24 protein-coding genes are annotated in these 21,860 nt (G+C 41.9%); 1 reads left to right on the top strand and 23 read right to left on the bottom strand.

Going from position 1 to position 21,860, the window contains the following annotated elements; translation table 11 throughout:
- Positions 1 to 402: 402 nt before the first annotated feature.
- The 13 genes from AC1D69_RS22755 to pth all read right to left on the bottom strand — a co-directional run bounded on the left by AC1D69_RS22755 (position 403) and on the right by pth (position 13,062).
- A complete protein-coding gene (locus AC1D69_RS22755; protein ID WP_495458417.1) occupies positions 403 to 936 on the bottom strand; it encodes a S1 domain-containing RNA-binding protein in 534 nt (177 codons plus the stop codon).
- Between the two features lie 123 nt (positions 937 to 1,059).
- Positions 1,060 to 1,392: an FtsB family cell division protein gene (locus AC1D69_RS22760; RefSeq protein ID WP_495458418.1), complete on the bottom strand. Its 333-nt coding sequence runs from the start codon at positions 1,390 to 1,392 to the stop codon at positions 1,060 to 1,062.
- Between the two features lie 13 nt (positions 1,393 to 1,405).
- Positions 1,406 to 1,975 (bottom strand): spore cortex biosynthesis protein YabQ, encoded by a 570-nt coding sequence (gene yabQ, locus AC1D69_RS22765; RefSeq protein ID WP_495458419.1) that lies wholly within the window; start codon positions 1,973 to 1,975, stop codon positions 1,406 to 1,408.
- Positions 1,972 to 2,256, bottom strand: coding sequence for a sporulation protein YabP (yabP, locus tag AC1D69_RS22770; protein ID WP_495458420.1), 285 nt, complete (start codon positions 2,254 to 2,256; stop codon positions 1,972 to 1,974). The genes yabQ and yabP overlap by 4 nt, the downstream gene beginning before the upstream one ends.
- 174 nt (positions 2,257 to 2,430) lie before the next feature.
- Entirely contained in the window at positions 2,431 to 2,706 is a 276-nt protein-coding gene (locus AC1D69_RS22775; protein WP_495458421.1) for an RNA-binding S4 domain-containing protein, read from the bottom strand.
- Positions 2,707 to 2,708: 2 nt separating this feature from the next.
- A complete protein-coding gene (locus AC1D69_RS22780; RefSeq protein ID WP_068532663.1) occupies positions 2,709 to 2,981 on the bottom strand; it encodes an HU family DNA-binding protein in 273 nt (90 codons plus the stop codon).
- 165 nt (positions 2,982 to 3,146) lie between these two features.
- Entirely contained in the window at positions 3,147 to 4,646 is a 1,500-nt protein-coding gene (yabN, locus tag AC1D69_RS22785) for a bifunctional methyltransferase/pyrophosphohydrolase YabN (protein ID WP_495458422.1), read from the bottom strand.
- A 91-nt stretch (positions 4,647 to 4,737) separates the two neighbouring features.
- Entirely contained in the window at positions 4,738 to 6,444 is a 1,707-nt protein-coding gene (locus tag AC1D69_RS22790) for a putative polysaccharide biosynthesis protein (protein WP_495458423.1), read from the bottom strand.
- A 186-nt stretch (positions 6,445 to 6,630) separates the two neighbouring features.
- Entirely contained in the window at positions 6,631 to 7,173 is a 543-nt protein-coding gene (spoVT, locus tag AC1D69_RS22795; protein WP_495458424.1) for a stage V sporulation protein T, read from the bottom strand.
- A 169-nt stretch (positions 7,174 to 7,342) separates the two neighbouring features.
- The gene (locus tag AC1D69_RS22800; RefSeq protein WP_495458425.1) at positions 7,343 to 8,440 is read right to left on the bottom strand and encodes a peptidylprolyl isomerase; all 1,098 of its coding nucleotides are present in this window, start codon (positions 8,438 to 8,440) and stop codon (positions 7,343 to 7,345) included.
- Positions 8,427 to 11,951 (bottom strand): transcription-repair coupling factor, encoded by a 3,525-nt coding sequence (gene mfd / locus AC1D69_RS22805; protein ID WP_495458426.1) that lies wholly within the window; start codon positions 11,949 to 11,951, stop codon positions 8,427 to 8,429. Before mfd ends, AC1D69_RS22800 begins: the two co-directional genes overlap by 14 nt.
- A 221-nt stretch (positions 11,952 to 12,172) precedes the next feature.
- Positions 12,173 to 12,403: an anti-sigma-F factor Fin gene (locus tag AC1D69_RS22810; RefSeq protein WP_495458427.1), complete on the bottom strand. Its 231-nt coding sequence runs from the start codon at positions 12,401 to 12,403 to the stop codon at positions 12,173 to 12,175.
- Between the two features lie 98 nt (positions 12,404 to 12,501).
- On the bottom strand, positions 12,502 to 13,062 hold the full coding sequence (pth, locus tag AC1D69_RS22815; protein ID WP_495458428.1) for an aminoacyl-tRNA hydrolase: 561 nt from the start codon (positions 13,060 to 13,062) through the stop codon (positions 12,502 to 12,504).
- Between the two features lie 86 nt (positions 13,063 to 13,148).
- Here pth and AC1D69_RS22820 point away from each other — a divergent pair, with 86 nt between their 5' ends.
- The gene (locus tag AC1D69_RS22820) at positions 13,149 to 13,349 is read left to right on the top strand and encodes a hypothetical protein (RefSeq protein WP_495458429.1); all 201 of its coding nucleotides are present in this window, start codon (positions 13,149 to 13,151) and stop codon (positions 13,347 to 13,349) included.
- Between the two features lie 70 nt (positions 13,350 to 13,419).
- Here the strand turns inward: AC1D69_RS22820 and AC1D69_RS22825 are convergent, their stop codons facing one another.
- The 10 genes from AC1D69_RS22825 to rnmV all read right to left on the bottom strand — a co-directional run bounded on the left by AC1D69_RS22825 (position 13,420) and on the right by rnmV (position 21,751).
- A complete protein-coding gene (locus AC1D69_RS22825; protein WP_495458430.1) occupies positions 13,420 to 14,373 on the bottom strand; it encodes a ribose-phosphate diphosphokinase in 954 nt (317 codons plus the stop codon).
- 97 nt (positions 14,374 to 14,470) lie between these two features.
- On the bottom strand, positions 14,471 to 15,865 hold the full coding sequence (gene glmU / locus AC1D69_RS22830) for a bifunctional UDP-N-acetylglucosamine diphosphorylase/glucosamine-1-phosphate N-acetyltransferase GlmU (protein WP_495458431.1): 1,395 nt from the start codon (positions 15,863 to 15,865) through the stop codon (positions 14,471 to 14,473).
- Positions 15,866 to 15,974: 109 nt separating this feature from the next.
- Positions 15,975 to 16,259 (bottom strand): septation regulator SpoVG, encoded by a 285-nt coding sequence (gene spoVG, locus AC1D69_RS22835; RefSeq protein WP_495458432.1) that lies wholly within the window; start codon positions 16,257 to 16,259, stop codon positions 15,975 to 15,977.
- 208 nt (positions 16,260 to 16,467) lie between these two features.
- Positions 16,468 to 17,295: a pur operon repressor gene (gene purR / locus AC1D69_RS22840; RefSeq protein WP_495458433.1), complete on the bottom strand. Its 828-nt coding sequence runs from the start codon at positions 17,293 to 17,295 to the stop codon at positions 16,468 to 16,470.
- A gap of 78 nt (positions 17,296 to 17,373) precedes the next feature.
- The gene (gene ispE / locus AC1D69_RS22845; RefSeq protein WP_495458434.1) at positions 17,374 to 18,228 is read right to left on the bottom strand and encodes a 4-(cytidine 5'-diphospho)-2-C-methyl-D-erythritol kinase; all 855 of its coding nucleotides are present in this window, start codon (positions 18,226 to 18,228) and stop codon (positions 17,374 to 17,376) included.
- Positions 18,229 to 18,449: 221 nt separating this feature from the next.
- Positions 18,450 to 18,632: a small, acid-soluble spore protein, alpha/beta type gene (locus tag AC1D69_RS22850; protein WP_495458435.1), complete on the bottom strand. Its 183-nt coding sequence runs from the start codon at positions 18,630 to 18,632 to the stop codon at positions 18,450 to 18,452.
- 162 nt (positions 18,633 to 18,794) lie between these two features.
- The gene (gene veg, locus AC1D69_RS22855) at positions 18,795 to 19,070 is read right to left on the bottom strand and encodes a biofilm formation stimulator Veg (protein ID WP_495458436.1); all 276 of its coding nucleotides are present in this window, start codon (positions 19,068 to 19,070) and stop codon (positions 18,795 to 18,797) included.
- Positions 19,071 to 19,334: 264 nt separating this feature from the next.
- Positions 19,335 to 20,231 (bottom strand): sporulation peptidase YabG, encoded by an 897-nt coding sequence (gene yabG, locus AC1D69_RS22860; protein ID WP_495458437.1) that lies wholly within the window; start codon positions 20,229 to 20,231, stop codon positions 19,335 to 19,337.
- Between the two features lie 88 nt (positions 20,232 to 20,319).
- Positions 20,320 to 21,204: a 16S rRNA (adenine(1518)-N(6)/adenine(1519)-N(6))-dimethyltransferase RsmA gene (gene rsmA / locus AC1D69_RS22865; protein ID WP_495458438.1), complete on the bottom strand. Its 885-nt coding sequence runs from the start codon at positions 21,202 to 21,204 to the stop codon at positions 20,320 to 20,322.
- A 4-nt stretch (positions 21,205 to 21,208) separates the two neighbouring features.
- Entirely contained in the window at positions 21,209 to 21,751 is a 543-nt protein-coding gene (gene rnmV / locus AC1D69_RS22870) for a ribonuclease M5 (protein ID WP_495458462.1), read from the bottom strand.
- Positions 21,752 to 21,860: the final 109 nt, after the last annotated feature.

Consider the following 21,860-nt stretch of genomic DNA (forward strand, 5'->3'; position numbering starts at 1 on the left):
GCTGATTTAGCTCTTTCTGCCATGTGCACGCCGGGAAAGTTTACTACATTTCTTTTTTCCATGATTTTGGCACCACCCTTAATATTGTTTGTTGGTACCCATTATAGAGTGAGTGAATCAAGAAAGTTTGTCATAACAGCGGACAAGCACAGAAGAAATTTCCGACAAAAAAGCCTCCGTTGCGGAATGTCGGGAATGTGGTTCAATCGCTTAACACACAACACTTTAAAACTACCTTCATGAATTTTTCTCTTCAGAAAATAGTAGTGACCTCTTCCTTTTTGTCTAGCGATTAAACATGAGATAGTTGGAAATCAGTTGGAAGTTGTCGGCAATTAATTTCAGACGACAAAAAAACCGTAGAGGCTTTCGCCTGCTACGGTTATCTTATGATATTCACTATTACATGCGCTTAGCGCCACGTCCGCCACGTTTGGACTCTGTGTTTTTCTTGATGGACGATATCCGTTCTTCACTATCTTTTAGGAAACGTGACACTTTATCCTCGAATGTAGCTTTGACAGCAGGCTTAAACGAACGCCCGCCCCGTTCACGATTGTAACTACCACCGCCACCGCCGCCACCTTCTCTTCCGCCACTAAATCTTTCTCCGCCGCCTTCTCTTCCGCCAGTACTGCCTCCAGTACTACCGCTACGTTCAGGTCTTGGACTTCTTGGTGGTCTAGCTGCTTCTGGTGGCTTGTCAACAGTTTGTTTGATGGATAGTCCGATCTTGCCGTCCTTGTCGACATTGATCACTTTAACCGTAACGACATCATTGATCTTTAAATGATCATTGACATCCTTAACATAATTATCAGCGATTTCTGAGATGTGAACGAGACCTGTGACACCTCCTGACAGATCCACAAATGCTCCAAAATGGGTTATGCCTGTCACTTTGCCTTCTAACTTGGTGCCTACTTCGATTGCCATAGAATAAAATGATCCTCCCTTAAAAATATACAGCAAAATTTATAAATCTTGGCTGTGGTGATTTGATTATACATAATGCGCAAAGTAAGGTCAACTGAGTAATGACCTGCATCCGCGCCTATATTACGGGCTTGAGACCTCCGGACGAATTGGAATTTCTTCCGGTCTATATAGACCATACTCCTTACGTGCCAGTTGCCCGATATATTCAGGATCCTGCAATCGGTTAACTTCATATTCTAATTGTTGTACAGATTTGTCTGATTCCGCCTTGGTTGCTTGCTTCTTAACCAATTCAGCATTGGTCTCTGCAATTTGTGAGTTCTGATTAAATAGAGTATATCCTGCCCAACTCATAAAAAGAACCATAAAGAGCATCCATAAAGACAATCTTCTGCGCCCGCCTACATATTTTGTTGATTGTTGATTAGTTGTCTGCGAGGCATACTTCCCCATGAATGAACCCTCCTTAGGACCAACGATCCCACAAATTTGCACAAATCTGCTTCACTTTCTGGATCAGCTCAGGAATTCTCAATTTCGTTATTACCGGATAAAGCATCCATTTCAGTAGTCTCCAAAAAGGATGTAAACACCGTAATACAATCCCGAGAATGAACATGATCAAGGTCCACAGGATACCTAATATACTCAGTACCAATCGATATAGAGTTCTAATAGGCCACCAAATGGCGACTATGAATAACCTCTTCAGCAAATATAATACATATTGCACTACCTTTATTAACATTACCACAAATCGTTGGGTTGTAACACTTAAGATTAAAAAATAGCCCCACACACCTATAAATAACCCAACAAATGCATAAAATCGTAATTCTCCATGATTACTAATATAAAGCATTCTAAATATAAATACTGCCATTCCACACCAGTATATTAAATCGAGTAAATGGACGGTCCACTTGGGAAAATGGAACTGGTTGGACAGCACCCGGTAGCTGTCATAAGCCAGTCCCATCGCTGTCCCTGAGAATAACATCCAGAACAGCGTAATCCACTGTACGTAGGGATTCATTTAAATAGTTTGCCCAGCATTCCTTTATTTTTACTATGGTGGGATCCGGGATCCAGATATACTAGGGAATGCATTAGCCCTTCGATGGAAAGGAGACCTTCCTCCAAGCTAAGGTTTTTAATATGTAAATTCTGACCCTTGATGGTCAAATGTCCGAGTTCCGTCTGTAACAGAAACTCCTCGCTGTCAAAACTTTCTACATTCAAAACGCCTGTCATATGAATCTGCCTGCGGTTCTGCATATGAAGATCGTGCACTTTCGGCTTTCCTTGCTCAATCATAGCATGTACCCCTCCTTCTACAGATAGCTTATGGCAAGCATTCGTCCAATAGAACTCCATGAGTCTGACAAATATAATCTATCTAACTTATCCTTTTGTATATTTTTTACAAAAAGAAAGAACGTCCCCTTCAGTTAAGAAAGGAACGCTCCATGATAAATCTAAGTCCTACTACTATTCGAAACCTGTATCCCTAGCGATAGGCTCTTCCTTGACCAAGGTGTAGAGGCTTGTCGCCTCTTCTTTACGGGTGCTCTCAGCAAGTCTCTCGACACGCACGGTAACTAATTTCTGGCCGAATTGAACTGTAATCTCATCGCCCACTTTTACCGCACTACTAGGTTTGGACTCCCGACCGTTGATAAGGACCCGACCTTGATCTGAAATATCCTTCGCTACGGTACGCCGCTTGATTAACCTTGATACTTTCAGGAATTTATCAATTCTCATAACTATTTTACGGCTTCCTTAAGCTTGTTACCTGCTTTGAAAGCTGGAACTGTTGATTCAGGGATTTCAATTGTATTTCCTGTTTGAGGATTGCGACCCGTACGGCCAGCACGTTTGCGAGTTTCGAATGTACCGAAACCGATCAATTGTACTTTATCTCCGCCAGCTAACGCATCTGTTACTTCACCTAGAAAACCATTCAATACAGATTCAACATCTTTCTTAGTCAATCCGCTTTTTTCTGAAATGTTGTTAATAAGGTCTGTCTTGTTCATCATTAGTTCCTCCTAAATATATATAGAAAAGTTGTCATACATCGGTATGGGACTTGGAGTTATTATACCGTCACTACACCGAAATTGCACTATATGGATATTCTTGATTTAGTTACAAATCCCTGCTTTTCTGTTATAGTTTTTATTATTTTCATTCGAATTTTGCTATTTTTTGGCGATTTGCGTTTTAGCAAGTCCCCATATCTCTTCCATTTCCTCCAAATTACTATCTAAAAGAGATCTTCCCTGTGATTGCAAATAATCCTCAATAAATTGAAAACGCTGTACAAATTTGTGATTTGTCTTCGATAATGCCTCTTCTGGATCCGCATGAATAAACCGGGCTACATTAGATGCAGCAAAGAGTAGATCCCCAAGCTCTAGCACTTGCTCTTCATGGCTCTGTCCCTGTTCAATAGCTTCACGTAATTCTGCTAGCTCTTCTTCTATCTTAGCAAATACGCCCTCAATATCATCCCAATCAAATCCTACTTTAGCTGCTTTCTTTTGCAATTTGTATGCCTTCATCAGAGCAGGCAGATCTCGGGGAACGCCATCTAATACAGAAATACTTTCCGGGCTTAGACCTTTTCGACTTTTCTCTTCCACTTTCATTTGATCCCAACTTTGAAGAGCAGCTTCTGCATCTTTCACTACGATATCTCCAAATACATGGGGGTGACGAAAGATCAGCTTATCATTAAGTCCTTGAATGACATCGTAGACGTTAAAGGAACCGTTCTCCTCTTCCATTTGTGAGTGAAGCAAGATTTGTAGTAATAAGTCTCCTAGCTCCTCCTGCATATGCTCAGGGTCATCCTCGTCGATTGTCTCAAGAACCTCGTAGGTCTCTTCAATTAGATTTTTGCGTAATGAAGTATGGGTCTGTTCTCGATCCCAAGGACATCCCTCAGGACTCCGTAGAGTACCTACAATTTCATGTAGACGAGCAAACGTCCGTTGTCGAAGATGATCTTCATCACTTCTAGGCACATATACTAGCGAAAGATTACCATAACCTTCAACACGATCTAACTCATATAGAGGTACATGTTGAATATTCTCTTGTCCTTCTACACCCAAAGCGTGACCCACAATAATTGTATAGTCGTCGGGATATATGTCCATCAGACTTAGCTTCACTTCTGAAGCTGTGTAAACGTCATAGACTTGTCCAATTAAGGTATGTAACTGCGGCTGTATAAGCGTACTATTCAATCCCGCTGCATCTAATAGCTGAAATCCTTCAATCGGATCAAATCCAAGCCTTGTAAAAGCTTCGTCCAGAAAACTCTCTCCGCCTAGTACTTGTAATGTAATGCTGTGTTCTGTGCAACGTTCTCGAAGCAACTGCACCGTAGACTCTGCTACCATGGGGTGACCTGGCACAGCATACACAATCTCTGTACCTGCCTCGCCTGATATAGCCTTCTCGATTAATTGGTTAGCAATCGTGTTATATACCTCAGGGAAAGAATCATGTGTTTCGTATATATCGTCAAATGACTGAAACGCTAAGTTCCATTCCTCTAATACGGACATAACAGGATGTTCTTTCGTTCTAACGTATACACTCGAAGCATTTTGTAATGTCTTCACAATACCTAACGTTAACCGGTCAGGATTACCCGATCCAAGACCTACGACCGTTAATGTTGAACTCATACGTCTACCTCCACTCTATTTCACCATCATTGACAGATGGGCTCTACAATAACCCACCAAAAGCTATATCGACTATTGTAGCGTACATTACTTAACGTAACACGTGTAACTTCTGTAATAAACGTGTTAATCCGTTTCCAATCTTAGGTAACATTCGTAACTCTTCCTCTTCTATTAGCTTAGTAAGCACCACTAAGATAATAAACACAACAGCACCTGCCGTCACACCGCCTAGGCTCTCCACTACGGCGCTCAAGCGACCCGAATGGATGCCTATGGCGGACAGGACGTTTGCCGCCGCCCACTGGGCACCAGCGGCGGCACTGAACATGCCGGCGAGGATAACCGCCGGCTTAACCAGAAGTGCACCGGCGCTTAAGCGCAGACCGGTGCCACGAACTAACAGCGCTACGTTAAGCGCTGCTGCCAAGAAATTTGCGGCTACGCCAGCGATGGCCGCACCAGTAATACCAAGCTGTGGTACCAGCAGCAAGTTGAGTAGCACCTTTACAGCAGCACCAACAAGCAAGTTCACTGCCGGCGCCTTGACGATACCAATTCCCTGGAGTAACGAGGCTGAGATCAGACTAATCGCACTAAATACCGCCGTAAATGCGATCCAACGTATCGTGTCTGTACCTGTTGCATCTTGATATAACATCACATTGATCGGTTCAGCCAACGTGCTTAGACCAACAGATGCCGCAAGACCAATAATCCAGAACCAACGAAGAGACAAACGGCATTGCTTCTGCACTAAGAGGTGATCCCCCTTGAATCTTGCCTCTGCTAACGCAGGGATGAAAAGAACAGATAACGACGTAGCCACCATGGTTACTAGTTGAACCAGCGGAATACCACGATTATAGACCCCAAATTCAATCATGGCACCTGCGTCATTTATGCCATTTGATTTAAGTAGACGCGGGACAGTAAAGGTATCCACTAAATTCATTAGTGGAACAGCCAAGGATGCAAGGCAAATAGGAATGGCGTAAACCGCAACTTTTTTAAAAAGTCTCCATGAACTTTCCGAGCGAGACACATCCGCTTTCAACATGAATGTAGAACCCTCTGTACTGCTCATAATAGCCGTCTCAACACCTGTGACTGATTCTGCTTGTCCTGTTGTCTTGCCTACTCTTGTACGGTATCTAAACCAATATACCAACATCACTAGTAACCCTGCAGCCCCACCCGCAGTAGACCCAAAAAGAGCTCCAGCAGCAATATCCTCCGGTCCGGCTTGCTTTGAAGTTAGATAAAGTAGAAGAAGGATCATTACCGTAACACGTACGCTTTGCTCCACAATCTGTGAGATCGCCGTAGGCATCATATTCTGGTGCCCTTGGAAGAATCCTCGTAATAACGACATCAAGGGTACGAATAAAAAGGCGATCGAAACGTAGCGAATAGCGGATACGACGTGGGAATTATCAATCCACCTCGCAATGAGTGGAGCACCTACATAAGTGCAGATGCCAAGTACGATACCCAATACGCCTATCACTATGGAGGACAACCTTAATATCCGTCTGCTCTCTCTGAAGTTACCTGCAGCATCATTCTCGGCCACAAACTTAGAGATCGCAAGGGGAAAACCAGCTATGGCTAACGTTATAACCAGTAAGTAAAATGGATAAACGGTATTATAGATACCAAATACGATATCGCCGCCCATATTTTGCAGAGGAATCTTCTGCAATGTGCCAATCAACTTCGAGAGAACACTAGCAAAGGTTAAAATGAATGCCCCATGTAGCATTCTTGAGGCTATCGTGACATTAGCTTCCTTCATCATTCACTTCCTTGCGCGGATAATTAAGTTCGTTCACTCTATTATAACCGCGAAGAACTCCACAAGTCGAAACAGCTGCACCGTCCTCTTTCAAAGATGTATTCATTTCAACAAAAAAAACCCGCTTCTTTGCTCCGAGTATCAGGAACTAAAGAATAACGGGAATGGGTTGAAGATCACACTATATTATTGTTCCATTTGCTTGCCTAGAAAGGCAGCAGCTGTTTCAGCCATCTTAATTTCCATCTGACCCATCTTCACAGATTCATCTTTATTCATAAGAATGACGGACCCAATAGGATCACCACCTGAAATAATAGGTGCTACGACATAAGAAGAAAGTGCTTCTTGATGGTCTTTGCTGATTTCATAGCTTCCATTGTTGGTTTCCAACAACGTTTTGCGACTATCCATACAATTCTCAATAAGTATTCCTACTTGTTTGTCTAGATACTCCTTCTTGGAGCCTCCAGCTACAGTAATGAAAGTGTCCCTATCCGAGATAATTGTGATATGTCCTGTTCCTTCATACAATGATTCAGCGTATTCCTTAGCGAAATCGCCAAGCTCTCCGATCGGCGAATATTTCTTCAATATTACTTCACCATCACGGTCGACAAAAATTTCAAGCGGATCACCTTCACGAATTCGTAAGGTGCGTCTAATTTCTTTCGGGATTACAACTCTGCCTAAGTCGTCAATACGGCGTACAATTCCAGTAGCTTTCATTTCACATGTTGCCCCACTTTCTAAAAGAAGATTTTCAACTACTGTTTCAAAAGGGAAAAATAATCCCCCGTTATTAGTGTGATATCTGACCATAGTATTCAACTCTATCCAGTTCCTTATACATATGGCTCAGATAATAATTACACAGCTTCATTCTTGAATTAACCTATTACTTACCTGTATCGGTGCTTGTACCCGTATCAGTACCGGAATTAGTATCCGTAGCAGGTGTTGTTGTGTCTGTCTTTGTTGCATCAGTCCCTGTACCCGTAGAGTCTTGTCCAGGTTCAGGAGTCGTTTTCTCATCAGTTGTTGCTGCAGGTGATTTAGGCAAATTCACCTCTTTAATAATATCTGGCAAGTCATTTTTCATAAAGTCATCAATCATTTTAGAACCCAATGAATTTTTGATCGTGTCCTTTTGAGCTTGCGTTAATTTATCAAAGGTTGTCTCCGTACGTGACTCCACTTTTAACACGTGATATCCATAATCGGTCTCTACAGGATCACTAATGGTATTCATCGGAAGAGTTAGCGCACTTTGTTTAAATGCTTCTACCCACTGACCCACTGGTGTATTCTCATACAAGCCACCATTGTCAACAGAGCCTGGATCCTCGGAATACTTCTTCGCAATCGTTGCAAAATCTGCTCCCTTATCTAACTGGGACTTCACATCTTTTGCAATCTTTAACGCTTCTTCCTTGGTACGCTCTTTCTGGTTAGCATCGGTTAATCCGATTAGAACATGTCTTACGGAAGCTACCGTGTAATCTTGTTTCGTAGCTTCGTATTCTTTCTTCACGTCTTCATCTGTAACCTTACTATTCATATCTTCCATCGAGATCATGACTTGATCCAAATAGCCTTTCAAATCGGTTTCCTTCAGATCTTGTTCATCCAATAGACCTTTAAAAGCCTCATCTCCACCTGCCTGTTGCTTCATTTGAGCCAACTGATCAGCAGATATCTTCTCGCCTGAAGTCTTAGATGCATCGGTAGCGTTGCTACTCAAATATTCAAAGGCCACTTGTTGATTAACAAGATACGTTTTGAATTCATCCATTTCTGCTAGTTGCTCATACTGAGGTGATAAAAAGGTAAGTACATTTTTCTCAATATTATATTCAGCAAGTGTGATCTCTCCACCCTTATATGTAGCAACAACATCGTCACTACTTTTACCACAAGCAGATAACAAAGATAGCGCCAATACCCCTACTAGCGTTACGGACACAATTTTCGACGATTTCCTATTTGACAACATCTTGAAGTTCCCCTTTCGATTTGAACGGCTCTCGGATGGCTTCAAGAAATTGTTCCAGAAGGTCCAACAGCTGCTTTTCTTCTAATCCCTTGCCTTTGATGCGAATGGTCATGACAGACTCTTGTTCAAATTGTACACGTCTTTGAAAGGAATTTCCAATGGATGCAAGCTGGGTATGATTTACTGCCTTCTCTTGCCCTGTGTAAAATTTAAGTGTCACGTCATCTCCACGCTTAACAATGGACTCAACCCCGTACATTTTACCGTACAATTTCAATCGTGCCACAGCAAGTAAATTCACTACAGCTTCAGGTAACTCTCCGAAACGGTCAATGAGCTCGTCTTCAATCTCAGAAACCTCTTCAAAGGAAGCTGTTGCAGCTACCTTTTTATAAATTTCAATCTTTTGAATACTATCGTAAATATAATCAGATGGCAAATACGCATCTATTGCGATATCGATCAGGGTATTCCATACCTTCTCTGGAGGAGCTTCCTCTCCCAGTACGGTTACCTTTCGTTTCTGAATTTCCTCAGCAAGCATCTGCGAATACAGATCAAACCCAACTGAAGCGATAAATCCGTGTTGCTCCGCTCCAAGCAAGTTACCTGCACCCCGAATGGAAAGATCTCTCATAGCAATTTTGAATCCTGATCCCAGTTCGGTAAACTCCTTAATGGACTGAAGGCGTTTCTCCGCAACTTCGGTTAGCACCTTGTCTTTCTGGTATGTGAAATAAGCATAAGCAATTCGATTGGAGCGACCGACACGTCCTCTTAACTGATAGAGCTGGGACAGACCCATTTTATCAGCATCATGTACAATTAGCGTATTTACGTTAGGGATATCTACACCCGTCTCAATAATACTTGTACTCACCAGCACATCATATTCACCATCTAAGAAATCAAGAATGGTCTTTTCAAGCTCTGACTCATTCATTTGCCCGTGTCCTACACCGACTTTAGCATCAGGTACAAGAGCCGAAATCTGGCTGGCCATCTCTTGAATTCCTTGTACTCGATTGTATAAATAATACACTTGCCCGCCCCGAGCTAGCTCCCGTTCCACAGCTTCTCTTACAAGCGTCTGGCTGTGCTCCACAACATAGGTCTGAACAGGAAAACGGTTCTCTGGTGGTGTTTCAATAACGGACAAGTCCCGTACTCCTAGCATCGACATATGGAGTGTCCGTGGAATTGGTGTTGCTGTTAGTGTAAGCACATCCACATTAGTCTTTAACTTCTTCAGTTTCTCTTTGTGAGTAACACCGAATCTTTGTTCTTCATCTACAATAAGAAGGCCAAGGTCCTTAAATATAAGATCTTGTGACAACAATCGATGTGTACCAATAATAATATCGACCGTTCCCGCTCGAATCCCCTTGATAGCTTCGTTTTGCTCCTTGCGAGAACGAAAACGACTCAGCACTTGGATATTTATTGGGTATCCAGAGAAGCGTTCCCTGAATGTCTCATAGTGTTGTTGAGCTAATATCGTTGTTGGAACTAACACAGCGACTTGTTTACCTTCGATTGCAGCTTTAAATGCAGCTCGAATCGCTACTTCTGTCTTACCATATCCGACATCACCACAGAGTAGGCGGTCCATTGGACGGCCCTGTTCCATATCCTTCTTGATCTCCTCAATCGCTCTAATCTGATCTCGAGTTTCATCATAGGGAAACATTTCTTCAAATTCCTGCTGCTCTGTGGAATCCTTCTCAAATCCATACCCTGTCGTCGATTGACGTTCAGCATATAGTTTGATCAGATCATCAGCAATATCCTGTACGGTAGATCGGACTTTGTTCTTAACACGTACCCAGTCATTGCCGCCTAGCTTATAAATCTTCGGTTCTTTATCCTCAGAACCAACGTACTTTTGAATGAGATCAATTTGCTCAATAGGAACAGATAACTTGTCGCCTCCGGCATAAAGAATATGCAAATAATCCTTATGAATACCATTGATATCTAACGTACCAATACCTACGTATTTACCTATCCCGTGATTCTGATGTACGACATAGTCGCCAATTTTGAGCTCGGTATAACTTTTGATGCGTTCTGCATTATCAATATTTTTACTTAGCTTTCTGACCTTGCGTTGCTTCTGAGAGAACATTTCTCCCTCTGTAATGACAGCTAAATGAATCGATGGTAGCTCGAATCCGGTCTGCAAGTTCCCTTGAAGCATAATAGGCTCATCAATTCCGTAATCCAATAAAACACGTCTCATACGTTCCATACGTTCTTCATTACTGGCCAGCATCATGACATTGACGCCAGACTTATGCCAACGTTCCATTTCAGACTTCAGAACATTCATCTGTCCATGGAAATCTTGCATTCCGCGACTAGTAATATTCAGTATGTTTTGAGGTTGTGTGTGCGGAACTTGACGTAAAAAGATGGAGAGAAATAACGTCTGGAAGCGACGTTCATATAACACTTCATCATTATCAATCGATAGTGGCATTTGTGGTAACATCTTGCCATTCTGCAACAAATGTAAATTCCATTCCGATTCGTCCCGTTCCAGTTGCTTAGCCGTCTCGAATAATCTTGTAGGCTCATCTAGAATCAAGATCGTATCCTTCGGCAGATAATCATACAAATGGCATTTTTCCGGGTAAAGCAAGGAAATATATTTATAAATTTCTGGGAAATAAACATGTTCACGTAACATTTCAATCTCTCGGTTTATTTCCTCTTGTAGTCGAAGTTTAGCTTGACGATCTACCATTTTATCGAGCTGGGCTTCTAGCAGAACCGCTACTGCATTTGCTGCTCTGTCTAACCTTACATGGTCCGCAATGATCTCTTTGCAAGGTGTAATTACGACCTTGTTAACCTTATCAATAGATCTTTGGTCTGCTGGATCGAAGGTACGAATAGAGTCAATTTCATCATCAAATAGTTCAACCCGATAAGCGAGTAATGACGTCATGGGGTAGAAGTCGATGATACCACCGCGAATACTCATCTCACCTTTGCTCTCTACCCGTTCAACACGTTCGTAACCCATTTCAATCATGCGCATCAGAAAAGAATCCAGTTGCAATATTCCTCCATACTGGATTGTGATCTGTGCATTCGCCATAACTTCTGGAGCAGGCAACAGTCTACGCACACCAGATACAGGGGCTACAACAACTCCTGTAAATCCTTGTGCACATTTGATTAAAACATCAATACGCTGAGCCAGCGTTTCTGGACTAGAAACGGCAGATTCAGCTGCAACAAGTTCATTGGCAGAATACAACAACACTTGGTCAGGAGAAAGTGCTTCCTGCAAATCTTCGGCCATTTTTTGAGCAGAAAACATATTATGGGTCACAATTAATAACGGACGTTTTACCTCTTCAAACAGTGAAGCCATCATGATCTGCCTTGCTGATCCAGATAATCCCGAAATGAGCTGTTCTTTCATGCCCACCGTGATTCCGGAAGCAATTGATTTTAAATCAGGGTCCTTAGAAAAAGCTTCTATAAGTGCTTGTAGCAAAAGTGGCACCTCTCTTATACTTACTAGTAACGATAGATTTACTTCCAAGTTATTCTTATTTTTACCTTAGCCAAACATACAAAAGAGTGAATTTACTAATCTTGTATGTTACAACCTCTTCTTTCTTATCGTCAAAAGAAGCCTCAGCAAACTGCTAAGGCCATGTAACGGCAGTGAATCTGCCGTCAAGACATTGAAATCAGTCTTTGGCTTCACTCTTATTACTGAAGGGGATTAGAAATCAAGCTCAATTCAGGATGATTTACTAACGCTTCATTACAATATTCACAAGTGACTTTAACTGTCACATCACCACTTAAATCATACGCTATTATATCCCGACGTTCTGCAGGGGTCAAGGAATGCAAACCTAGTTGCATTTCAGTTATCACCGTTGAATCGATCGTTCCTAACAATGAATTACAATGTCGGCAGATGTATTTTATAGCCATATTATGCCTCCTGAGGATCGTTTATACCCTCATTATGCCCTGACTCGTTCCAAGTTAGCCCTGTAATCCTTTTTTTGGGATAGAATCAACGCAGACATTTAGCCATTATACTTGGCCATCGTATGCTCATACGAATGATCGAGACTATATTCAATCGCATCACAACTATGGTCTATCATCTGTTGGACATATTCTTTCTCTTTTTTAGCGAAGGGAGATAATACATAATCTACAACAGCAACGCCTGGATTCGGACGAGATATTCCTAGGCGGATTCGATTAAATGTCTGTGTCCCCGTATGTTGTATAATGGATTTTATTCCATTATGCCCGCCTGCGCTTCCTTGGTATCGAAGCCGTATTCTACCTACTTCTGTATCCAAATCATCATAAACAACAATTAGATCTTCCAGATTGGCTTTATAATAGCTCATAAATGCATGCACAGACTCACCGGAAAGATTCATATAGGTTAACGGTTTAATGAGGACCACCTTCGTTCCTGCAATATTCCCTTCACCCACCAATGCCTTACATTTACTCGGGCCAAATGTAATGCCATGACGTGCAGCTAACGCATCGAGGGTCATGAATCCTATATTGTGGCGCGTCTTATCATAGTTGGAACCTGGGTTCCCCAGTCCTACAATCCATTTCATTGATCGTTATATCCTCCATAAGACATTATTTGTTACAATGATCTCACTCAAACAACCCAAATATCAGAACTGCAGGTGACATTTTCTTGATTGAATTCGGTCAGATTCTAACGCTATTCAGCCATTTCAAGCAACACTACGCATATCGAATTCCCGTTCAAGTTCTCAAACGAGGTATCCATGTGGACATTGGAAATATTCAATCCTTTGATAAGTACTTTGTTGAAATTGAAGGGACTCTTTATAATCAACAATATTATACATTCATTTCGAGACCAGGATATTAAAAAAGGATGCACGATAAGGGTTATATCTCCTCTACCGAGGAGGTATAACCCTTTGTTTACGTTCTACATTCTACTCAATCTCGAAGAGTTTACTAATCGACAATTCTTCGTGAACACGAATGATTGCTTCACCCATCAGAGGAGCTACTGAAAGCACCTTAATCTTGTTACTTGGATTAGGATGTGTAATCGGAATCGTATCCGTTACAATAACTTCTTTCAGTGGAGAGTTCTCAAGTCGTTCCATAGCTGGTCCCGATAATACAGGGTGTGTACAGCATGCATAGACTTCCTTCGCTCCGCCCTCAATAAGTGCATTCGCACCCAATACAATGGTTCCTGCTGTATCGATAATATCATCAATCAATATCGCCGTTTTACCTTCAATATGACCTATGATATTCATAACTTCACTGACATTAGGCTCAGGACGACGCTTATCAATAATCGCAAGCGGCGCATTAAGGAAATCAGCCAATTTTCTTGCACGGACTACGCCGCCATGGTCTGGAGATACCACAACAGGATTCTCAATCTGCATCGAACGGAAGTATTGGGCTATAATCGGAACACCCAGCATATGATCTACAGGAATATCAAAGAATCCTTGAATCTGCATGGCATGTAAATCCATCGTAATTAAGCGATGGGCACCAGCCTTTTCAATCAGATTAGCAACAAGCTTTGCAGTAATAGGATCACGGGAACGAGCCTTACGGTCTTGACGAGCATATCCATAATACGGAATAACGACATTAATACTTTTCGCCGAAGCGCGTTTCAATGCGTCAACCATCACCAATAACTCCATCAGATTATCATTTACCGGACCACAAGTGGACTGTACGATATATACATGACAGCCACGAACACTTTCGGACAACTTGACTTGAATTTCGCCATCACTAAAGCTTGTTGTATGGGAGTCTCCCATAGGAATGCCGATATAATCAGCAATTTGATTAGCCAGCTTTGGATTAGAATTACAAGTAAATATTTTGAGTTTGGAATCACAATAAGTCATAAAATAAAAACCCTCCGTGCGGATTCATTGAATTCATGTCTGTTATTAAACACTGATTAGTTCACCTAGCCAATTGAAGTTCAACATCTGTAAGGGTTTAATTCCCCTTATTCTTCTTTGCTTTGGCTTGATTACGAATCTTCTCTGCATATCCAGGTTTATTCACCTGTCGCTCTCTCGCAATTGCCATTTCATTCTCGCCAACCGAATGAGTTATCGTTGAACCCGCTACAATAAATGCACCTTTACCTACTTTGACAGGAGCAACCAAATTGACATTACTTCCAATAAAGGCGTCATCTTCAATCTCTGTCATAGATTTATTATACCCATCGTAGTTAACAGTTATTGCACCGCAACCCACATTGACATTTTTACCGACAGTAGCATCACCAATATAGCTTAGATGAGATACTTTTGAGCCATTATCAATGACTGCGTTCTTTACTTCTACGAAGTCGCCAATCTTGACATCTTCACCAAGCTTAGATCCTGGACGCAGATAAGCAAAAGGGCCAACCATTGTACGCAAACCTACCTCAGCGTGATCAAGAACAGAATGCTTGACGACGGCATGATTTGCAATAATGGATGAATCTATATCGCTATTAGGTCCAATGGTGCAGTCCTCGCCTATAACAGTATACCCTTTAATGATAGTCCCTGGTAGTAGAACTGTATCTGAACCAATCTTGACATCAGCACCAATGACAGTTGCAGAAGGATCAATAATCGTAACTCCATTCAACATATGACGCTTTGCAATTCTTTCTCTCATAAATTGTTCAGCTTCTGAAAGAGCAAGACGATCATTTACACCAATAGATTCAGCAGTATCATTCGTGATATATCCGAGAACCGTTTCATTAGCCTTCACCAGAATACCAATAACATCTGTCAAATAATATTCTGCTTGAGCATTTTGGTTCGTCACTTTCTCAAGCGCTGCGAATAGTTTAGCATTGTCAAAACAGTACGTACCTGTATTAATTTCGCGTACAGCATCTTCTTGTGGTGTGCAATCCTTTTGTTCCACAATCCGTAGTACGTTACCGTCTTCTCCACGTATAACACGTCCATAACCTTTAGGGTTATCCATTTGGGCAGCCAATACGGTTGCCGCTGCATTATTACTCTCATGCAGTTGCATCAGCCCTTCCAACGTCTCAGGCGTTACTAGAGGCGTGTCTCCACAAATAACAATCGTAGAGCCTGTTTCATCTCTAAGTAAAGGCGCAGCCTGCTTCACAGCATGACCTGTTCCTAACTGTTGTTGTTGAAGCACATATTCTGCGTCGTTCCCAAGATAAGATTGTACGGCTTCCGCACCATGTCCAACAATCACAATCACTCGCTCACTGTTGACCTGTTTAACGGTATCAAGTACATGTCCTACCATTGGTTTCCCACACACAGGATGAAGTACTTTGTATAATTTGGATTTCATCCGCTTGCCCTGACCTGCAGCAAGAACTATAGCCATTCTTTTCAAGGGTCTAACCTCCTGCTCATAAACTCACTACTGAATATATCTTATTCTAGGAAAAAAGAAAAGAGAGCCATGTAATGGCTCTCTTTTCTTTATACCCCGATATTGTAACTTAAGCGCCTTCTTCAATCACTTCTTCTTCATTAGCCGCACGTTCGTATTCTGCCAGTACAGCAGACTGAATCTTCTCCCGAGTACCGGAAGAGATTGGGTGGGCAATGTCACGGAATTCTCCATCAGGAGTACGTTTGCTTGGCATTGCAACAAACATTCCGTTATTTCCATCAATAACCCGAATGTCATGAACAACAAATTCGTTATCAATGGTAATGGATGCGATTGCTTTCATTCTTCCTTCAGAATTAACCCGACGAAGTCTGACATCCGTAATTTGCATGTGTGTGTTCACCACCTTTTTCCATCAGAGACTTGGTGTATAATTCCACACAACACACGAAAATCCTTTTTTTTAACTCAATAAAATATCCTAAAAACAGGAATTTATGAAATAAAAATATATTTCGACAAGCTTCTTGGTTATTCGTTACTAAATGAGCTTTCTTTCGTACTAAAATCGACAAAAAGCACGTCAGCTCGAGACGACTCTAATTTTCGAAATAATTACCAGGACTTACAAATATTTGTTTGCTTTTAAAATCCACTCCGGTTAATGTGGCAAGGGACACATAGTCGTGAAGCAATCGTTCTTCACTATCTACGGAACCCGATTCAACCAAGACACCAACACCAGCTACCTCGGCATTGAATTCAGCTAATAAATCAACCATGCCCTGAATCGTACCTCCAGCTTTCATGAAATCATCCACAATAAGCACTTTGGACTTTTCCTTCAAAGCACGACGTGATAAGGACATCGTATGGATACTTTTGTGCGAACCCGAGACATAATTAATACTTACCGCAGAACCCTCCGTCACCTGATGATCACGACGAACAAGGACAACCGGAAGATTAAGTTGAGCTCCTGTAGCATAGGCTAATGGAATCCCTTTGGTTTCAACGGTCATCACACAATCGATCTCTTTGCCTGAAAAGGCCGTTGCAAAAATTTTACCAGCCTCGTTCATAAGTGAAGGTTCACCTAGTAAATCAGACATATATAAATATCCACCAGGTAAGATTCGATCCACCTGTTCTAATCGCGCACATAAGTCCTGTGCAAAGAGTAAAGCCTGTTTCTTAGTCACCTTAGGAATAAATCTTACTCCACCCGTCGCACCAGCGAACGTCTGAAGTTCTCCCATGCCTTCATCTTCAAATACTTCTTTGATGATGGCCAAGTCCTCACTTATGGACGATTTAGCTGCTCCATAACGATCAGCAAATGTCGTAAGGGGAATTAATGTATGTGGTCTATTCAGTAGGTATTGAGTCATTTCCACTAAACGTGCGCTTCGTTTTAATTTTTTCACGTAATACTCCTCGCTAAATCCGAATATTATATATTGAATATATCATTTTTATACGTATTTACACAAGAGTCTATCCTTTTAGGTCAACAGTCGCACAGCGTAAACTTCGCGGCAGAAACCCCGCAGACCGTTATATATTCTTGGCACTTTTGATTCCTTAGATACTAAGCCAAATACCGTAGGACCACTACCAGACATTAACGTTCCATCTACACCCAACCTCATCATGGCTTCTTTTAATTGTTGAACTTCAGGGTGCAACTTCAATGTAACATCTTCTAGAACGTTCCCAAGTTGGCCACAGACTTCATGGAATCCCCCCGACTCAATTGCAGCAATCATGTTGGAAGCAGATGGATGTTGTTTAATCTGAGTGCTTTTTAGTCGCGTATATACTTCCTGTGTAGATACATTGATAGGAGGCTTAGCCAAAATAACCCAACATTGCGGCGGATTAGGGATAGGTGTTAACAGTTCTCCTCTACCTGTAGCAAGGGCTGTCCCCCCAGTCACACAGAAAGGTACATCAGATCCTAGTTCCGCACCTAGTCGCTGTAAGTCTTGTACCGGTATATCAAGCCCCCATAGTCGATTCAGACCTCTGAGTGTAGCTGCTGCATCGCTACTTCCGCCAGCCAGACCTGCAGCCACAGGAATCTTCTTGTCTAAATGAATATGAACGCCTTTTCTTACATCATAACGATCCTTAATTAATCTCGCAGCTTGGAAGGCGAGATTCTTCTCATCCAGCGGAATATATCCCGCTTGGCTCGATATAATAATTGTATCCCTAGGTAATTCCACCATTTCTAAACGGTCTGCTAAATCAACCATCGTCATTACCATCTCTACTTCATGATAACCATCAGGACGCTTATGTAATACATCCAGCATTAGATTGATTTTAGCTGGTGCTTTCTCATAAATCTTCAAGGCGTTCACCCACCCTTACCTTTTCGCTCATAATAACTTCACACATTATACCAAACTGTCTCATTCAAGTCATTTACGATTATGCTGAATTATGATGATCATACCTTTCTTTAACCAAGATTCAAATAGTTTATCCCTTTTTCAGGATTTTTGTATCATCATTCAGAAATATAAAAAGCGAAGGTCAACCCTCTAGGGGATGACCTCCGCTTTAAAATTGACTAATCTGGATTTCTAGCTGCTGCTTTTTCCGCTAATTCAATTGCTCTTTTGACCATATTTCCTGCATCCTTCGCTCTAATGCCTCCCCATCCATCTTTCTGGACAGTATCATAGAATCCTAAATCCTTTGCAAGTTCATTTTTGAGTTCATCTGACATTACACTACGTCTTTTACGGCTCACGTATAATCCCCCTCAATGAATTGAAATAAATGTCGCTGTTAGTATAACGCGGGTGATCACTTCTCATTCATCAGCCCTTTTGCAGATCACATACCTCTTCTAATTCAAAATATAACAAAAAGGCAATCCTCCAAGAGGACTGCCTCATCTTTATAAATAAATTTACGCTTTAATATACTCAAGCTGCATTTCACTGTTATCCTCGCAAATTGTAACTTCTACCGAAGCAGTAAGAATATCTGCGTAACTGTATGAAACACGTTTAAAAGTTTGTTGTTCTTGATCTAGTTTCACAATAAAAACAGAAGGGTACGTTTCTTCCAAAACACCAGTTCGCTCAACAGTCTTTCTTCGACCACCATTAGCTCGTAACATAATTTTTTGACCTACATGAGCATCGAGACTGTGCTTGATATCTAACAGTGCGTTTTTAGCCATGTCTAACGACCACCTCTTTCCTTGTCCATTATAACGGATAATTCGTAGGTTGTCAACTTAAAACATTAATTATATCAGCACTAAAATTATCTTGTCAACGAATTTTTTTTGAACCTACAAACACTTGCAAAAACCGCCTAAATTCAGCAAATAAACCCCAAATTTAAGGAGACTGTTCGGGGTTTATTTCTTTTTTTGACAACTACTGTATGTCTTAAACCGTGTAGTACGTCGTTATTTAATTTCAACAGAGTTCTGAAAAGACTAAATTGCTGCTGGCGTTACTTTAAGCGTAGATAGATCATACAAGCGTGGTAGACCTATACGATAGCTTCCCCGGGATTCAATCCCGCCTACACCTTCAGTACCACTAATCGTATTTCCTAGGACATCATTCATATTGATAATCTCTTTAATCGACGTGAATGAGGCTTTTGCAGCTACGTACACTGGGTCCAGAGCATGAATTAGAATACGTGCTGGTGAACTAGCAAAGTTCGCTCCTGACTGGAGTAATGCTTCAAAGTGGGACTGACAAGCGCCTGCAATAATCGTAAGCGAATCTAAATGGCGATCGTACTGACGCGCTACTTGAATAGCATTTACGAAATTTTGTGAATTTTTGTAACTGTTCAGACTATAGAGATCCTGATTTCTCCTATATTTCAATACGCCATCATGGCCCGTAATGACCAAAATATCTGGTTGGACCTTTGGTAGGAGTCTATATAGGGCATCCGCCATACCTGATTCTCTGACATAGTGTCCTTCCGCCGGGACACGAAGTTGTTCATAGGCCTGAAGGCTTTTTTTTAGATAATTTGGATCACCATCCAAATGTAGAACTTTACCAGGTACTTCGAAGAAGGTAGGTTCCTTCGTTTGGCCCCAATCTCCACCCGTCTGAGAAAGATTTCGAGCAGATTGTTCTTCACGGTGGCGTTGAAGAGACGATAAAGACTCATTCGCCTTCACTTGGGCACGTTGCGTTTTCTCGCTCACGGGTGCATAGGGAACCTTCAACAAGTCTCTAATGGGGGAATCCGCCAACAGTCGGAAATCCGTCCCCTTCAGGATGGCATAATCCTGCTGTATATCTTCAATACGAAATGCAATATCACCGCCATACGATTGACGGACCACCAAATCTCCCAAATTCATCAGACATCACCCCTACCCCATGGTATGGGCAGTCACCCCTATTGGTTCATGTTTTCGGCATATTTATCACTGAAACTTGTTAAATTCCTTATACAATACCAGCCTCAAGCAATATATTACTAAGCGTTGCAAATTCCTGAAGACTGAGTGTTTCACCACGACGGGAAGGCTCGATACCTGCTTGGATCAACAAGGAATCAATACGTTCGCGCCCTCCTGTTGGAGAGAATCGGCTCTTCAGGTTATTAGAAATAGTTTTCCGACGCTGGGCAAATGATGAATGTACCACATCAAAGAAATGCAGTTCATCCTTTGCATCCACCGGTGGGTGTTCCCGAACCGTAAGACGAATGACGGCAGAATCCACATTCGGTTGGGGTATAAACACAGTGTTCGGCACAGTACAGATCAACTTTGGTTCACTATAATATTGAACAGCAATGCTAAGGCTACCGTAATCCTTGCTTCCTGGTGAGGCTGCCATGCGTATAGCAACTTCTTTTTGAATCATGACAACAATATGCTCAAGTGGGAGTTTACCTTCCAGAAGTTTCATCAAGATAGGTGTCGTAACGTAATAGGGTAGATTAGCTACTACGCTGACCTTAGATACATCTTTAAAGTTCCGCTCAAACAAATCAGGCAAGTCTACTTCGAGTACATCCGCTTGTTCTACCTGAACATGTTCATAAGGCTCCAACACTTCTTCTAATATTGGAATAAGACGTCTGTCAATCTCCACTGCTGTTACCGTACCTGCTGTTTGTGCCAACCTCTCAGTAAGTGCACCGATCCCTGGGCCAATCTCTAGAGCCCCTTTTGTGGGATCCAACTCAGCTGCATCCACAATTTTGTCTAAAATATTCTGATCAATCAGAAAGTTCTGACCTAGACTCTTCTTAAAAGAAAAACCATGACGTCTGATGATATCCTTCGTTCGCCTTGGTGTAGCAATATTGTCTAACTCATTCATATTCTTAACCTCCCTCTTCAATTTGGGCGAGGGCACTCACGAATTCATCACGCGTAATTTGAAATATAGCGAGACGCTTCAGGAACTGCTTGCCGTTACAATACCCAATTCCAAGAATGTTACCCATAGCCATTCTACGAGCAGCTGCATCAGGGTGCACCATCAGACCTGCTTGTACAAGGTCCTCCAGGTCTATCAGGCTCTCCACCCCTTCATAGGACGTATGAACCCGTGCTAATGCATGACGGATCGCTTCTGGCGATGCATTCTCTACACCAATATCACCTTTACGCGTGGCATCAACCTCGGGAATGAACGCATGCTTACATCCCTGCACACGAGATGCAATAATTTTGCGAATCCGCTCACCGGCGTGATCAGGATCGGTAAATATAATAACACCTCTACGTTCTTGTGCTAGGGCAATACGCCGTATCGTACGTGCATTAATTGCTGAACCGCCTGTTTCGATTGTGTCCGCTTCTACAGCCCTCTTAATGGCCGTAGTATCATCGCGACCTTCCACGACAATGATTTCTTTAATCATGATGATTCTTCCCTTCAAAATCCAGTATAACAACAAAAAGAAGAGGAGTTATCCTCTTCTTTAACATGACATCCATATGACCCTAATAGTATAGCATTATAACACCATT

Source organism: Paenibacillus sp. Y301, assembly GCF_059445505.1.

What these genes read in the sequence shown, in the direction of transcription:
- AC1D69_RS22755 (WP_495458417.1), bottom strand. Translation starts at nt 936, where the DNA reads ATGGCAATCGAAGTAGGCACCAAGTTAGAAGGCAAAGTGACAGGCATA.
- AC1D69_RS22825 (WP_495458430.1), bottom strand. Translation starts at nt 14,373, where the DNA reads ATGACTTATTGTGATTCCAAACTCAAAATATTTACTTGTAATTCTAAT.
- yabG (WP_495458437.1), bottom strand. Translation starts at nt 20,231, where the DNA reads ATGAATTTGGGAGATTTGGTGGTCCGTCAATCGTATGGCGGTGATATT.
- AC1D69_RS22775 (WP_495458421.1), bottom strand. Translation starts at nt 2,706, where the DNA reads ATGAGAATTGATAAATTCCTGAAAGTATCAAGGTTAATCAAGCGGCGT.
- AC1D69_RS22800 (WP_495458425.1), bottom strand. Translation starts at nt 8,440, where the DNA reads ATGTTGTCAAATAGGAAATCGTCGAAAATTGTGTCCGTAACGCTAGTA.
- yabN (WP_495458422.1), bottom strand. Translation starts at nt 4,646, where the DNA reads ATGAGTTCAACATTAACGGTCGTAGGTCTTGGATCGGGTAATCCTGAC.
- spoVG (WP_495458432.1), bottom strand. Translation starts at nt 16,259, where the DNA reads ATGCAAATTACGGATGTCAGACTTCGTCGGGTTAATTCTGAAGGAAGA.
- rsmA (WP_495458438.1), bottom strand. Translation starts at nt 21,204, where the DNA reads ATGAATGAGTTAGACAATATTGCTACACCAAGGCGAACGAAGGATATC.
- AC1D69_RS22780 (WP_068532663.1), bottom strand. Translation starts at nt 2,981, where the DNA reads ATGAACAAGACAGACCTTATTAACAACATTTCAGAAAAAAGCGGATTG.
- veg (WP_495458436.1), bottom strand. Translation starts at nt 19,070, where the DNA reads ATGGCTAAAAACGCACTGTTAGATATCAAGCACAGTCTCGATGCTCAT.
- spoVT (WP_495458424.1), bottom strand. Translation starts at nt 7,173, where the DNA reads ATGAAAGCTACTGGAATTGTACGCCGTATTGACGACTTAGGCAGAGTT.
- pth (WP_495458428.1), bottom strand. Translation starts at nt 13,062, where the DNA reads ATGAAATGGATTGTAGGACTGGGGAACCCAGGTTCCAACTATGATAAG.
- yabP (WP_495458420.1), bottom strand. Translation starts at nt 2,256, where the DNA reads ATGATTGAGCAAGGAAAGCCGAAAGTGCACGATCTTCATATGCAGAAC.
- AC1D69_RS22790 (WP_495458423.1), bottom strand. Translation starts at nt 6,444, where the DNA reads ATGAAGGAAGCTAATGTCACGATAGCCTCAAGAATGCTACATGGGGCA.
- AC1D69_RS22760 (WP_495458418.1), bottom strand. Translation starts at nt 1,392, where the DNA reads ATGGGGAAGTATGCCTCGCAGACAACTAATCAACAATCAACAAAATAT.
- yabQ (WP_495458419.1), bottom strand. Translation starts at nt 1,975, where the DNA reads ATGAATCCCTACGTACAGTGGATTACGCTGTTCTGGATGTTATTCTCA.
- AC1D69_RS22810 (WP_495458427.1), bottom strand. Translation starts at nt 12,403, where the DNA reads ATGGCTATAAAATACATCTGCCGACATTGTAATTCATTGTTAGGAACG.
- rnmV (WP_495458462.1), bottom strand. Translation starts at nt 21,751, where the DNA reads ATGATTAAAGAAATCATTGTCGTGGAAGGTCGCGATGATACTACGGCC.